Origin of the sequence: Ewingella americana ATCC 33852, assembly GCF_000735345.1 — a bacterium.
GTDB lineage: Bacteria > Pseudomonadota > Gammaproteobacteria > Enterobacterales > Enterobacteriaceae > Ewingella > Ewingella americana.
The window spans coordinates 1-13,757 of the sequence record NZ_JMPJ01000070.1; the positions used below are offsets into that span (position 1 = coordinate 1).

The window sequence follows — 13,757 nt, forward strand, 5'->3', positions numbered from 1 at the left end:
GCCAAGGCCCCGTACGCAAGTACGGGGCTTTTGCTTTTTTGCTTTCCGGCGGTTGCCTGCTCGGGAAGAGAGTAGGACAAAAGGCGTTGGCTTTTGCACGTTGCGTAGCAACGGCCCGCAGGGTGAAGCACGAAGTGGTTCATCACCTGCCAGGCATCAAATAAAGTAAGAAACCTCAGCCGAAAGGCTGGGGTTTTTTGCTATGTGGGAAACGACAAATAAGACTTCATACATTCCTCCTTAACTTCCTTAAAGATCCTTCCTATCTAAAAAAACACAGCCAAACTCTATACGCTGTAAACCTCGGGATCAGTTAAACTGGGCTTAATTGAGTAACGAATGAGTAATTAGGTTATGCCGATCCAAGGTACATCTTTAAAGGCTTTAAATACCTTTGCTATCAACGCCAGCGCTAACGCAATAATAACTGCCTCGACGCCCGCTGAATTATCAGCGGCCTGGCTTGCCTCCAATAAAGCGAATAAACCATTCCTGTTATTAGGTGAGGGCAGTAACGTTCTGTTTTTGAATGACTTCTCAGGTGATATCGTTCTGAATCGCATTCTGGGAATTGATATTAAAGAGAATGATCATGAGTGGTTATTGCATGTTGGAGCCGGTGAGAATTGGCACCAGTTAGTCGTCTCAACGCTAGAAAAGAATATTCCCGGTCTGGAAAACTTAGCCCTGATCCCCGGCTGCGTGGGATCGGCACCTATTCAGAATATTGGCGCTTACGGCATTGAGCTGCAAAACGTCTGCGATTATGTCGATTTACTGAATTTAGCAACCGGCGACATCACCCGCATTAGTGCCAGCGAATGCCATTTCGGCTACCGCGAAAGTATCTTCAAGCACGGCTATCGTGAAGGTTTTGCGATTGTCGCGGTGGGATTACGCCTGAGTAAAGATTGGCAGCCTAAGCTGACTTACGGTGATTTAACCCGTCTGGATGCTGCCAGCGTAACACCACAACAAATATTTGATTCAGTGTGTCATATGCGTCGTAGCAAGCTGCCGGACCCTAAAGTGACTGGCAATGCGGGCAGTTTCTTTAAGAACCCTATTGTCGACGTGAATGTTGCCGATGCTCTGAAAAGCCAGTATCCGGCCATGCCTTACTACCCACAAGCAGACGGCACGGTGAAGCTTGCCGCAGGTTGGTTAGTCGAAATGGCTGGCTTGAAGGGAACGAGCTTGGGCGGCGCAGGCGTGCATCAGCAGCAAGCTTTGGTGTTGGTAAACCGAGACGGTGCAACCGGCGCGGATATTCAATCTTTGGCAAAACTGGTGCGTGAAACCGTCGCAGAGCGTTTTGGCGTGTATTTAGAGCCAGAGGTTCGCTTCATATCATCATTGGGTGAAGTCAACGCAGTTGAGGCGCTTTCATGAAAGATATCACCGTTCCTCTCCACCTTATCTCAATCCTTTCTGACGGCGAGTTCCACTCTGGCGAGCAGTTAGGCACAGAGTTAGGCATGAGTCGCGCCGCTATCAACAAGCACATCCAAACAGTCAGGGACTGGGGAGTTGATATCTTCACTGTGCCCGGTAAAGGTTATAGCCTGCCTTCACCAATTCAATTGCTCGATGAAGCGCAGCTCCTCTCCTTCCTCCCTGAAGGCCGAGTCAGCGTCCTGCCGGTTATCGACTCTACGAACCAATATCTGTTAGATCGCATCGCCAAGCTCTCCTCCGGCGATGCCTGCGTTGCGGAATATCAGCAAGCAGGGCGTGGGAGAAGAGGGCGGAAATGGTTCTCTCCATTTGGCTCCAATTTATACCTTTCTATGTATTGGAAGCTGGAGCAGGGCCCGGCAGCTGCGATGGGGCTGAGTTTGGTGATCGGCATTATTATGGCCGAAGTGCTCCAGAAGCTCGGCGCGGCGGATGTGCGCGTCAAATGGCCAAACGACCTCTATCTTAAAGATCGCAAACTTGCCGGTATTTTGGTGGAGTTGACAGGGAAAACCGGGGATGCGGCGCATCTGGTGATTGGTGCTGGCATTAACCTGAGAATGCGTGAACCCTCTGCCGATAGCATCGATCAGGGCTGGATAAACCTACAAGAGGCCGGGGTGAATATCGATCGCAACCAACTTACCGCCACATTACTGACCGAGCTGCGTCTGGCGCTGCGTCAGTTTGAGATTGATGGGTTAGCTCCGTTTATTAGCCGCTGGCGCAGTCTGGACAATTTCATCGACCGCCCGGTCAAGCTGCTGATTGGTGAGCAAGAAATTCACGGCATTGAGCGCGGTATTGATCAGCAGGGAGCACTGCTGCTTGAGCAAGATGGGGTGATCAAACCTTATATCGGTGGCGAGATATCACTGCGCGGCAGGTAAAACCTAGTAAGAAGATGGTATTAAAAAGGAGGGCTTTTGCCCTCCTTTCTTATTTCCTTAATCGAACGCTTTCAACCGCGTGATTGGCGCTCTTAGTCATAATCAGACTAGCTCGCTCGCGGGTTGGAAGGATGTTCTCTTTTAAATTCAGCCCGTTGATCTCATTCCACAGCTGCGTCGCGATGTTTACCGCCTCTTCCTCAGGAAGTTTCGCATAGTGGTGGAAATAAGAGTCTGGGTCGGCAAACGCACCCTGACGGAATTTAAGGAAACGGTTGATATACCAGCTCTGCAATAAGTCCGCAGGGGCATCAACGTAAATCGAGAAGTCTACGAAGTCAGACACAAACACATGGTGGGGATCGTGCGGGTAATCCATACCACTCTGTAAGACATTCAGGCCTTCTAAAATAAGAATGTCTGGCTGCTCGATGACTTTATTGCCATCCGGGATCACATCATAAATCAGGTGAGAATAGACCGGAGCGGTCACACGCTTGGCGCCTGACTTCACTTCAGAGACGAAGTTAACCAATTGATGCATATCATAAGATTGCGGGAAGCCTTTCTTCTTCATGATCCCACGTTCTTGCAGCGTCTTATTGGGGTACAGGAACCCGTCAGTGGTGATTAACTCGACCGTCCTATGTTCTGGCCAGCGGCTGAGAAGAGCTTGCAGCACACGGGCTGTGGTACTCTTTCCTACCGCGACACTACCAGCTATCCCAATGACATAAGGGATCTTCTGACCATCTGTGCCCAAGAACTGCTCTAAGACTGCCTGGCGGCGAAGGTTCGAACTGATGTAAAAATTAAGAAGGCGTGAAAGCGGCAAATAGATTTGCGCAACCTCCTCCAAGGATAGATCCTCATTGATGCCTTTTAATTTCGCGATCTCCGTTTCCTTTAAAGTTAAAGGAACTGAGTCACGTAAGGCTGCCCATTGAGCTCTGTCGAACTGTAGATAAGGGGTTGCCAAGGATAAGTCTCTTTTGTTCATAAGTTAAAATCTGCCTGTTAGCGCAGGTCAGGAAAGGCGCCGCACGCCAAGTCCAGACAGTAAACCAGCTGCCCATTATAGACAGCTAAATTTTCGTCGTAGACATTTTTCTTATACCTTATCGAATTCTTTGATTGGGTTAAAAATTTTCAACTAAAGTCATAAATCCGCATTTTTATACCTTGGCATCCTGATTGGCAGGCTGCTTTGCGTTATCTCAAGGAAAATTCTGTATTGAATACAGATTAAAGAAACATAAAGGTGAATAAGCCCGCTGTTTATTCTGCGAGGTAATGGGATTCAGACCTTTAGGCGGCAAGGCAGGTCGCGCGGTGAGAAAAGCCAAAAATTTATTTTGCGTATTATTTGGGCGAGAAAAGGGTTGGATGAGCTATTTCTATCACTTTTTGCATAAAACATGACCGATAGAGCAAAAGTCGCAAATTTTTTGTTGCATCCCCCGCCGAGTCTCCCTAGAATGCGCAGCACTTGATGCCGGCATAGCTCAGTTGGTAGAGCAACTGACTTGTAATCAGTAGGTCCCGAGTTCGACTCTTGGTGCCGGCACCAATCAAGTACTTAAAATCTGGTGGGGTTCCCGAGCGGCCAAAGGGAGCAGACTGTAAATCTGCCGTCATCGACTTCGAAGGTTCGAATCCTTCCCCCACCACCAAACAAGCCTTATCACTAAGGCAACTTATGAAGCCAAGCGCTTCGTAAGTGAAGATGAGGTGTTAAGTGTCTCATTTCCTTATCCCCGTCTTCTCGTTCTTCAGAACAATCAGGTAGCCGAGTTCCAGGATGCGGGCATCGTATAATGGCTATTACCTCAGCCTTCCAAGCTGATGATGTGGGTTCGATTCCCACTGCCCGCTCCAAGTATGTGCTGATATAGCTCAGTTGGTAGAGCGCACCCTTGGTAAGGGTGAGGTCGGCAGTTCGAATCTGCCTATCAGCACCACTTCCCAATTCTCTCCCTCCTGATTTTCTTTCTGTAAAATAATTCATCAAGCAAATGCTTGGTTGATGTGGTGATACCACCGATTTAACCGTGTCTTAGAGGGACAATCGATGTCTAAAGAAAAGTTTGAACGTACAAAACCGCACGTTAACGTTGGTACTATCGGCCACGTTGACCACGGTAAAACTACCCTGACCGCAGCAATCACAACCGTATTGGCTAAAACCTACGGCGGTTCTGCGCGCGCATTCGACCAGATCGATAACGCACCAGAAGAAAAAGCTCGTGGTATCACCATCAACACTTCTCACGTTGAATATGACACCCCAAGCCGTCACTACGCGCACGTAGACTGCCCAGGACACGCCGACTATGTGAAAAACATGATCACCGGTGCTGCTCAGATGGACGGTGCGATCCTGGTTGTTGCTGCAACTGATGGCCCTATGCCACAGACTCGTGAGCACATCCTGTTGGGTCGTCAGGTTGGCGTTCCATTCATGATCGTATTCATGAACAAATGCGACATGGTTGATGACGAAGAGCTGCTGGAACTGGTAGAAATGGAAGTTCGTGAACTTCTGTCTGCTTACGATTTCCCAGGCGACGACATCCCAGTTGTTAAAGGTTCAGCGCTGAAAGCACTGGAAGGCGAAGCAGAGTGGGAAGCTAAGATCATCGAGCTGGCTGGCCACCTGGATAGCTACATCCCAGAACCAGAGCGTGCGATTGACAAGCCATTCCTGCTGCCAATCGAAGACGTATTCTCCATCTCCGGTCGTGGTACCGTTGTTACCGGTCGTGTAGAGCGCGGTATCATCAAAGTTGGCGAAGAAGTTGAAATCGTTGGTATCAAGGACACTGTTAAGTCTACTTGTACTGGCGTTGAAATGTTCCGCAAACTGCTGGACGAAGGCCGTGCTGGTGAGAACGTTGGTGTTCTGCTGCGTGGTATCAAGCGTGAAGACATCGAACGTGGTCAGGTTCTGGCTAAACCAGGTTCAATCAAACCACACACCACTTTCGACTCAGAAGTTTATATCCTGAGCAAAGATGAAGGCGGCCGTCATACTCCGTTCTTCAAAGGCTACCGTCCACAGTTCTACTTCCGTACAACTGACGTGACCGGTACCATCGAACTGCCAGAAGGCGTAGAGATGGTAATGCCAGGTGACAACATCAACATGAAAGTTACCCTGATCCACCCAATCGCGATGGATGACGGTCTGCGTTTCGCAATCCGTGAAGGTGGCCGTACTGTAGGTGCAGGTGTTGTTGCTAAAGTTATCGCTTAATCGCTGATACTTTTTTGTCACTTTACGTTGACGCAATGCACACTAAAAGGGCATCATTCGATGCCCTTTTCTACGCTGTGGCGCTAGAACCTATCTCATCAGCGATTTATACGTCATAATCATTGGTGAGATAGGCTCTGAGATATAGCGTAAAACACCGAGTTGCGCTCACTGTAGAGCATCGATCGGTTTGGTTTGCCTCGCAATGCGAGGCAAAGTTGTTTGTTCTGAATCATTGTGACGGGTTGGTTTATGAGTGCGAATACCGAGGCTCAAGGGAGCGGGCGCGGCCTGGAAGCGGTAAAATGGTTGGTTGTTGCCGTTTTGTTGGTCGTAGCTATTGTCGGTAACTATTATTACCGTGCATACAGCCTGCCGTTACGTGCGCTGGCAGTTGTTGTCATCATTGCGATTGCTGGTGCAGTGGCATTATTGACGACTAAAGGCAAAGCGACAGTTGCGTTTGCGCGCGAAGCGCGTACCGAAGTACGTAAAGTAATTTGGCCTACGCGCCAGGAAACATTGCATACCACACTGATCGTTGCTGCGGTAACTGCCGTTATGTCACTGATTCTGTGGGGACTAGATGGTATTCTGGTTCGCTTGGTATCTTTTATTACTGGCTTGAGGTTCTAAATGTCTGAAGCACCTAAAAAACGTTGGTACGTCGTTCAGGCGTTTTCCGGCTTTGAAGGCCGCGTAGCACAATCGCTGCGTGAGCACATCAAATTGCACGACATGGAAGAGCTGTTCGGCGAAGTCATGGTTCCTACGGAAGAAGTTGTTGAAATCCGTGGTGGTCAGCGTCGCAAAAGTGAACGCAAATTCTTCCCAGGTTATGTGCTTGTTCAAATGGTGATGAATGACGCCAGCTGGCACTTAGTGCGTAGCGTTCCTCGCGTAATGGGCTTCATCGGCGGTACTTCTGACCGTCCTGCGCCTATTAGCGATAAAGAAGTTGACGCTATTATGAATCGCCTGCAACAAGTCGGCGATAAGCCACGTCCTAAAACGCTGTTTGAACCAGGTGAGTTGGTCCGTGTTAACGACGGTCCGTTCGCTGACTTCAACGGTGTTGTGGAAGAAGTGGATTACGAAAAAAGCCGCCTGAAAGTGTCTGTTTCTATCTTCGGGCGTGCAACGCCTGTTGAGCTAGACTTCGGTCAGGTCGAAAAGGGTTAACAACTCTTTCAACATCGGTTCGAACAGATGTTGTGCAGGGCGCGAAATTAAACTATAATTTCGCGCCTTTTGTTTTTCTGTGCAGCCTCTGCACAGAAAAGTACTGCAAATAACGGGGAGCCTCTTCAAACAGGCGATATTACCCAACTGAGGAAATTTAAATGGCCAAGAAAGTACAAGCCTACGTCAAGCTGCAAGTTGCAGCTGGTATGGCTAACCCAAGTCCACCGGTAGGTCCGGCACTGGGTCAGCAAGGTGTTAACATCATGGAATTCTGTAAGGCATTCAACGCTAAGACTGAAAGCGTTGAGAAAGGCCTGCCGATCCCTGTTGTAATTACCGTTTACTCTGACCGTTCTTTCACCTTCGTTACCAAAACGCCTCCAGCAGCTGTGCTGTTGAAGAAAGCGGCTGGTATCAAGTCTGGTTCCGGCAAGCCGAACAAAGACAAAGTGGGTAAAGTAACGACTGCTCAGGTTCGTGAAATCGCAGAAACCAAAGCTGCGGACATGACTGGTTCTGACGTAGAGGCCATGGCGCGCTCTATCGAAGGTACTGCTCGTTCCATGGGCCTGGTAGTGGAGGATTAATAGATGGCTAAGCTGACCAAGCGCATGCGCGTGATCCGTGACAAAGTTGATGCTACTAAACAGTACGACATCAACGAAGCTGTTGCTCTGCTCAAAGAGCTGGCCACTGCTAAATTCGTTGAAAGTGTAGACGTTGCCGTTAACCTCGGTATCGATGCACGTAAATCTGACCAAAACGTTCGTGGTGCTACCGTTCTGCCTAACGGCACCGGTCGTTCTGTTCGCGTTGCTGTCTTCACCCAAGGTGCAAACGCTGAAGCTGCTAAAGCTGCAGGCGCTGAGCTGGTAGGTATGGAAGACCTGGCTGATCAGATTAAGAAAGGCGAAATGAACTTTGACGTTGTTATTGCTTCTCCAGATGCAATGCGCGTTGTAGGTCAATTAGGTCAGGTTCTGGGCCCACGTGGTCTGATGCCTAACCCGAAAGTTGGTACTGTAACTCCTAACGTTGCTGAAGCGGTTAAGAACGCTAAAGCAGGTCAGGTTCGTTACCGTAACGACAAAAACGGTATCATCCATACCACTATCGGTAAGGTTGATTTCGAATCCGACAAGCTGAAAGAAAACCTGGAAGCTCTGTTGGTTGCACTGAAGAAAGCGAAGCCTTCTCAGGCTAAAGGCGTTTTCATCAAGAAAGTAAGCCTGTCCACTACCATGGGCGCTGGTCTTGCTATTGATCAAAGCGGCCTGAGCGCAACAGTTAACTAATTAACTGCTGACGTTTATCGCTTTACGCGGGCGATAGATTTGTCTAGAATCTATGGCCCGTTGTTTCGTTAACGCGAAACCAAGAATTTTTCGGTTGGAGCCTGGCCTATCCAGGCCTCCGTCCAAGACCGCAGGTGTCCCGCAAGGGACTTAATCCTTCCTGCGTAGACGGTGACAGAGCCTGAAGAAAATTTTTCTTTGTCTTGATTTGTACTTTGTATGAAGAAAGCATGAAGAACTTGAATAGTCTTTGCTGGATTCTCTGCTCACCGTGTTTGTACGCCTATTTCCGATCTCGGTTATAGGTGATGTGAGTTCCGGGGATTTTCCCCGGCTAAATCCAGGAGCAAAAAGCTAATGGCATTAAATCTTCAAGACAAACAAGCGATTGTTGCTGAAGTCATGGAAGTAGCCAAAGGCGCGCTGTCTGCGGTTGTTGCGGATTCCCGTGGCGTAACTGTAGATAAAATGACTGAACTGCGTAAAGCAGGTCGTGAAGCTGGCGTTTACATGCGTGTTGTTCGTAACACCTTGATGCGTCGCGTCGTTGAAGGTACTCAGTTCGAGTGCCTGAAAGACACGTTTGTCGGTCCTACCTTGATTGCATTTTCTTCTGAACACCCGGGCGCTGCTGCTCGTCTGTTCAAAGATTTCGCTAAAGCGAATGCAAAATTCGAGGTTAAAGCTGCGGCCTTTGAAGGTGAGTTTATCTCTGCGGCTCAAATCGACCGCTTGGCAACTCTGCCTACTTACGATGAAGCAATCGCACGCCTGATGGCAACCATGAAAGAAGCCGCTGCCGGCAAATTGGTTCGCACTCTGGCTGCTGTACGCGATCAGAAAGAAGCTGCTTAATCAGCCTTTCTTTTCCCGTTCAAATGCTTACGTATAAACTATTTCTGAATTCTAGGAACAATTAACATGTCTATCACTAAAGAACAAATCATTGAAGGCGTTGCAGCTCTGTCTGTAATGGAAATCGTTGAACTGATCTCCGCTATGGAAGAGAAATTCGGCGTTTCTGCTGCTGCTGCCGTTGCTGGTCCAGCTGCTGCTGCTGAAGCTGTAGAAGAGAAAACTGAATTCGACGTTATCTTGACTGCTGCTGGCGCTAACAAAGTTGCTGTTATCAAAGCAGTACGTACCGCTACTGGCCTGGGTCTGAAAGAAGCTAAAGACCTGGTAGAGTCTGCTCCAGCAGCTCTGAAAGAAGGCATCAGCAAAGACGACGCTGAAGCTCTGAAAAAATCTCTGGAAGAAGCTGGTGCTTCTGTTGAAGTTAAGTAAGTTTAACTTCCCGGAGTACAGTCTGTCCTAACAGACTGATGGCTGGTGACTTTTTAGTCACCAGCCTTTTTGCGCTATAGAGTGTCAGTGGTGTTTCACACTGTTTGAACACTGAGCTACTCTAATATCTCTTTCTATAGACGACTTAATATATTGATGCCCCTTGCTGTGGCTCATCCACAGATAACGCACAACGAAATGATTTAAGAGTGATAGAAACGGGTATTGCGGAAAGCGTCTCTGCTTTTCGGTCGACATAAACGGTGTTGCATGAACTGTCCTTCTCAGGGCAGACAAGATTGGGTCACTGATCAGCGAGCTGAGGAACCCTATGGTTTACTCCTATACCGAGAAAAAACGCATTCGTAAGGATTTTGGTAAACGTCCACAAGTTCTGGACATTCCATATCTCCTTTCTATCCAGCTTGACTCGTTCCAGAAGTTTATCGAGCAAGATCCGGAAGGCCAGTACGGTCTGGAAGCTGCATTCCGTTCTGTATTCCCTATCAAGAGCTACAGCGGTAACTCTGAGCTGCAATACGTTAGCTACCGTCTTGGTGAGCCTGTATTCGACGTTAAAGAATGCCAGATCCGTGGTGTGACGTTCTCCGCGCCACTGCGCGTGAAACTGCGTCTGGTAATCTACGAGCGTGAAGCACCAGAAGGTACGGTCAAAGACATCAAGGAACAAGAAGTCTATATGGGCGAAATTCCGCTCATGACCGAAAATGGTACCTTTGTGATTAACGGTACTGAGAGGGTTATCGTATCTCAGCTGCACCGTAGTCCGGGCGTATTCTTCGACAGCGATAAGGGTAAAACCCACTCATCGGGTAAAGTGCTTTATAACGCACGTATCATCCCTTACCGCGGTTCATGGTTAGATTTCGAGTTCGACCCGAAAGACAACCTGTTTGTGCGTATTGACCGTCGCCGTAAACTGCCTGCGACCATCATTCTGCGTGCATTAAACTACACCACTGAACAGATCCTTGACCTGTTCTTTGACAAGGTGACTTACCAGATCCGCGACAACAAGTTGCAGATGGAGCTGGTACCTGAGCGCCTGCGCGGTGAAACAGCTTCCTTTGATATCGAAGCTGACGGCAAAGTCTATGTAGAAAAAGGCCGCCGTATCACTGCTCGTCATATTCGTCAGCTTGAAAAAGACGACATTCAGCGCATCGAAGTTCCTGTTGAATACATCGCAGGAAAAGTAGTTGCTAAAGACTACATCGACACTAATACCGGTGAGCTGATTGTTCCTGCGAACATGGAATTGTCTCTGGATTTACTGGCTAAACTGAGCCAATCCGGTCACAAAACCATCGAAACGTTGTTCACCAATGACCTCGACCATGGCGCGTACATGTCCGAGACCATTCGCGTCGACCCAACCAGCGATCGCTTGAGCGCACTGGTTGAGATCTACCGCATGATGCGTCCTGGTGAGCCACCAACTCGCGAAGCTGCTGAAAGCCTGTTTGAGAACCTGTTCTTCTCTGAAGATCGTTACGACCTGTCTGCTGTTGGTCGTATGAAGTTCAACCGTTCTCTGCTGCGTGATGAAATCGAAGGTTCAGGCATCCTGAGCAAAGACGACATCATTCAGGTAATGAAAAAACTGATCGGCATTCGTAACGGCCAAGGCGAAGTGGACGATATCGACCACTTGGGCAACCGTCGTATTCGTTCTGTCGGTGAGATGGCTGAAAACCAATTCCGCGTAGGTTTGGTTCGTGTAGAGCGTGCTGTTAAAGAGCGTCTGTCTCTTGGCGACCTCGACACTCTGATGCCTCAGGACATGATCAACGCTAAGCCGATTTCGGCTGCGGTGAAAGAGTTCTTCGGCTCAAGCCAGCTGTCACAATTTATGGACCAGAACAACCCGTTGTCTGAGATCACGCACAAACGTCGTATCTCTGCATTGGGCCCGGGCGGTTTGACCCGTGAACGTGCTGGCTTTGAAGTTCGAGACGTACACCCGACTCACTACGGTCGCGTATGTCCAATCGAAACGCCAGAAGGTCCAAACATCGGTCTGATCAACTCCTTGTCTGTTTATGCACAGACCAACGAGTATGGTTTCCTGGAAACCCCTTACCGCCGTGTGCGTGAAGGCGTGGTGACTGATGAAATTAACTATCTGTCTGCCATTGAAGAAGGCAACTTCGTAATCGCTCAGGCGAACTCCAACTTGGATGACGAAGGCCGCTTCCTGGAAGACCTGGTCACTTGTCGTAGCAAAGGCGAATCAAGCCTGTTCAGCCGCGACCAAGTTGACTACATGGACGTTTCTACCCAGCAGATCGTATCCGTTGGTGCTTCTCTGATTCCATTCTTGGAACACGATGACGCCAACCGTGCATTGATGGGTGCGAACATGCAACGTCAGGCGGTTCCTACTCTGCGTGCTGATAAGCCGCTGGTTGGTACCGGTATGGAACGTGCTGTAGCGGTTGACTCCGGTGTTACTGCCGTAGCCAAACGTGGTGGTACTGTTCAATACGTGGATGCATCCCGTATCGTTATTCGTGTTAACGAAGATGAGATGTACCCAGGCGAAGCAGGTATCGACATTTACAACCTGACTAAGTACACCCGTTCTAACCAGAACACCTGCATCAACCAGATGCCATGTGTGAATCTGGGTGAGCCAATCGAGCGCGGCGACGTGCTGGCAGATGGTCCATCTACAGATCTGGGCGAACTGGCACTGGGTCAGAACATGCGTGTCGCGTTCATGCCTTGGAACGGTTACAACTTCGAAGACTCCATCTTGGTCTCCGAGCGTGTCGTTCAAGAAGACCGCTTCACCACCATCCATATCCAGGAACTGGCTTGTGTGTCCCGTGACACCAAACTGGGGCCTGAAGAGATCACTGCTGACATCCCGAACGTGGGTGAAGCTGCACTCTCTAAACTGGATGAATCCGGTATCGTTTATATCGGTGCTGAAGTGACCGGCGGCGACATTCTGGTTGGTAAGGTAACGCCGAAAGGTGAAACCCAGCTGACGCCAGAAGAGAAGCTGTTGCGCGCTATCTTCGGTGAGAAAGCGTCTGACGTTAAAGACTCTTCTCTGCGTGTACCAAACGGCGTTTCAGGTACGGTTATCGACGTGCAAGTCTTCACCCGCGATGGCGTGGAAAAAGACAAGCGTGCGTTGGAAATCGAAGAGATGCAGCTGAAGCAGGCTAAGAAAGACCTGACTGAAGAGTTGCAGATCCTTGAAGCTGGCCTGTTTGCACGTATCCAGTCAGCATTGGTTGCTGGCGGTGTTGAAGCCGATAAGCTGGGCAAATTGCCACGCGATCGTTGGCTCGAACTGTCTCTGACCGACGAAGAAAAACAAAACCAGTTGGAACAGCTGGCCGAACAGTACGACGAACTGAAATCCGTGTTTGAGAAAAAACTCGAAGCGAAGCGTCGTAAAATCACCCAAGGCGATGACTTGGCACCTGGCGTGCTGAAAATCGTTAAAGTGTATCTGGCCGTTAAACGTCAGATTCAGCCGGGTGACAAAATGGCTGGTCGTCACGGTAACAAAGGTGTTATCTCCAAGATCAACCCGATCGAAGATATGCCTTACGATGAAAACGGCACGCCGGTAGACATCGTACTGAACCCGTTGGGCGTTCCATCTCGTATGAACATTGGTCAGATTCTGGAAACCCACTTGGGTATGGCCGCGAAAGGCATTGGTGAAAAAATCAATGCGATGCTGAAGAAACATGAAGAAGTTTCCAAGCTGCGCGAGTTCATCCAGAAAGCGTATGACCTGGGTGACGATGTTCGTCAGAAAGTGGATCTGAGCACCTTCAGCGATGACGAAGTTCTTCGTCTGGCTGAAAACCTGAAGAAAGGCATGCCAATCGCAACGCCAGTCTTCGACGGTGCTAAAGAGACAGAGATCAAGCAACTGCTTGAAATGGGCGGAATCCCAACCTCTGGTCAGATCACACTGTTTGACGGCCGTACCGGCGAGCAGTTTGAGCGTCAGGTTACTGTCGGCTACATGTACATGCTGAAACTGAACCACCTGGTTGACGATAAGATGCACGCGCGTTCTACCGGTTCTTATAGCCTTGTTACTCAGCAGCCGCTGGGTGGTAAAGCTCAGTTCGGTGGTCAGCGCTTCGGTGAGATGGAAGTGTGGGCACTGGAAGCATACGGTGCCGCATATACCCTGCAAGAGATGCTGACTGTTAAGTCCGATGACGTGAACGGCCGTACGAAGATGTATAAAAACATCGTCGATGGCGATCACCGGATGGAACCAGGCATGCCGGAGTCCTTCAACGTACTGTTGAAAGAGATCCGCTCTCTGGGTATCAACATCGAGCTGGAAGACGAGTAAGTACTCGAATTCGCAATGATCACAGG

11 protein-coding genes and 4 tRNA genes are annotated in these 13,757 nt (G+C 49.2%); 14 read left to right on the forward strand and 1 reads right to left on the reverse strand.

Features of this window, described 5'->3' with window-relative positions; all coding sequences use genetic code 11:
• The first annotated feature begins 354 nt into the window (after positions 1-354).
• Both murB and birA read left to right on the forward strand, forming a co-directional pair.
• A complete protein-coding gene (gene murB / locus GEAM_RS19540) occupies positions 355-1,392 on the forward strand; it encodes a UDP-N-acetylmuramate dehydrogenase (RefSeq protein WP_034794984.1) in 1,038 nt (345 codons plus the stop codon).
• A complete protein-coding gene (gene birA, locus GEAM_RS19545; RefSeq protein WP_034794987.1) occupies positions 1,389-2,348 on the forward strand; it encodes a bifunctional biotin--[acetyl-CoA-carboxylase] ligase/biotin operon repressor BirA in 960 nt (319 codons plus the stop codon). Before murB ends, birA begins: the two co-directional genes overlap by 4 nt.
• 49 nt (positions 2,349-2,397) lie before the next feature.
• Here the strand turns inward: birA and coaA are convergent, their stop codons facing one another.
• On the reverse strand, positions 2,398-3,348 hold the full coding sequence (coaA, locus tag GEAM_RS19550; protein WP_034794989.1) for a type I pantothenate kinase: 951 nt from the start codon (positions 3,346-3,348) through the stop codon (positions 2,398-2,400).
• 494 nt (positions 3,349-3,842) lie between these two features.
• Between coaA and GEAM_RS19555 the strand changes: the two genes are divergently transcribed.
• The 12 genes from GEAM_RS19555 to rpoB all read left to right on the forward strand — a co-directional run bounded on the left by GEAM_RS19555 (position 3,843) and on the right by rpoB (position 13,731).
• Positions 3,843-3,918: transfer RNA gene (locus tag GEAM_RS19555), tRNA-Thr, on the forward strand.
• Positions 3,919-3,936: 18 nt separating this feature from the next.
• Positions 3,937-4,021, forward strand: a tRNA-Tyr gene (locus GEAM_RS19560).
• A 130-nt stretch (positions 4,022-4,151) separates the two neighbouring features.
• Positions 4,152-4,226 (forward strand) — tRNA-Gly (locus tag GEAM_RS19565).
• A 7-nt stretch (positions 4,227-4,233) separates the two neighbouring features.
• A tRNA-Thr gene (locus GEAM_RS19570) sits at positions 4,234-4,309 on the forward strand.
• A 110-nt stretch (positions 4,310-4,419) separates the two neighbouring features.
• Positions 4,420-5,604: an elongation factor Tu gene (gene tuf / locus GEAM_RS19575; protein WP_034794993.1), complete on the forward strand. Its 1,185-nt coding sequence runs from the start codon at positions 4,420-4,422 to the stop codon at positions 5,602-5,604.
• A 252-nt stretch (positions 5,605-5,856) separates the two neighbouring features.
• Positions 5,857-6,240 carry a preprotein translocase subunit SecE gene (gene secE / locus GEAM_RS19580; RefSeq protein ID WP_034794996.1) on the forward strand — a complete coding sequence of 128 codons (384 nt, stop codon included), beginning with the start codon at positions 5,857-5,859 and terminating at the stop codon, positions 6,238-6,240.
• Positions 6,241-6,786: a transcription termination/antitermination protein NusG gene (nusG, locus tag GEAM_RS19585; RefSeq protein WP_009639145.1), complete on the forward strand. Its 546-nt coding sequence runs from the start codon at positions 6,241-6,243 to the stop codon at positions 6,784-6,786. It abuts the gene before it with no gap.
• A 161-nt stretch (positions 6,787-6,947) separates the two neighbouring features.
• A complete protein-coding gene (gene rplK, locus GEAM_RS19590; RefSeq protein WP_034794998.1) occupies positions 6,948-7,376 on the forward strand; it encodes a 50S ribosomal protein L11 in 429 nt (142 codons plus the stop codon).
• A gap of 3 nt (positions 7,377-7,379) precedes the next feature.
• Complete coding sequence (rplA, locus tag GEAM_RS19595) at positions 7,380-8,084, forward strand: 50S ribosomal protein L1 (RefSeq protein WP_034795001.1); 705 nt, start codon at positions 7,380-7,382, stop codon at positions 8,082-8,084.
• A gap of 357 nt (positions 8,085-8,441) precedes the next feature.
• Positions 8,442-8,939 carry a 50S ribosomal protein L10 gene (gene rplJ / locus GEAM_RS19600; RefSeq protein WP_034795004.1) on the forward strand — a complete coding sequence of 166 codons (498 nt, stop codon included), beginning with the start codon at positions 8,442-8,444 and terminating at the stop codon, positions 8,937-8,939.
• 66 nt (positions 8,940-9,005) lie between these two features.
• Positions 9,006-9,371 carry a 50S ribosomal protein L7/L12 gene (gene rplL / locus GEAM_RS19605; protein ID WP_034795006.1) on the forward strand — a complete coding sequence of 122 codons (366 nt, stop codon included), beginning with the start codon at positions 9,006-9,008 and terminating at the stop codon, positions 9,369-9,371.
• Between the two features lie 331 nt (positions 9,372-9,702).
• Positions 9,703-13,731 carry a DNA-directed RNA polymerase subunit beta gene (rpoB, locus tag GEAM_RS19610; RefSeq protein WP_034795009.1) on the forward strand — a complete coding sequence of 1,343 codons (4,029 nt, stop codon included), beginning with the start codon at positions 9,703-9,705 and terminating at the stop codon, positions 13,729-13,731.
• Positions 13,732-13,757: the final 26 nt, after the last annotated feature.

Bases quoted from the DNA above. Each gene is read 5' to 3' on its own strand.
- secE (WP_034794996.1), top strand. From the start codon at position 5,857: ATGAGTGCGAATACCGAGGCTCAAGGGAGCGGGCGCGGCCTGGAAGCG.
- birA (WP_034794987.1), top strand. From the start codon at position 1,389: ATGAAAGATATCACCGTTCCTCTCCACCTTATCTCAATCCTTTCTGAC.
- coaA (WP_034794989.1), bottom strand. From the start codon at position 3,348: ATGAACAAAAGAGACTTATCCTTGGCAACCCCTTATCTACAGTTCGAC.
- nusG (WP_009639145.1), top strand. From the start codon at position 6,241: ATGTCTGAAGCACCTAAAAAACGTTGGTACGTCGTTCAGGCGTTTTCC.
- rplA (WP_034795001.1), top strand. From the start codon at position 7,380: ATGGCTAAGCTGACCAAGCGCATGCGCGTGATCCGTGACAAAGTTGAT.
- rplL (WP_034795006.1), top strand. From the start codon at position 9,006: ATGTCTATCACTAAAGAACAAATCATTGAAGGCGTTGCAGCTCTGTCT.
- murB (WP_034794984.1), top strand. From the start codon at position 355: ATGCCGATCCAAGGTACATCTTTAAAGGCTTTAAATACCTTTGCTATC.
- rplK (WP_034794998.1), top strand. From the start codon at position 6,948: ATGGCCAAGAAAGTACAAGCCTACGTCAAGCTGCAAGTTGCAGCTGGT.
- rpoB (WP_034795009.1), top strand. From the start codon at position 9,703: ATGGTTTACTCCTATACCGAGAAAAAACGCATTCGTAAGGATTTTGGT.
- rplJ (WP_034795004.1), top strand. From the start codon at position 8,442: ATGGCATTAAATCTTCAAGACAAACAAGCGATTGTTGCTGAAGTCATG.
- tuf (WP_034794993.1), top strand. From the start codon at position 4,420: ATGTCTAAAGAAAAGTTTGAACGTACAAAACCGCACGTTAACGTTGGT.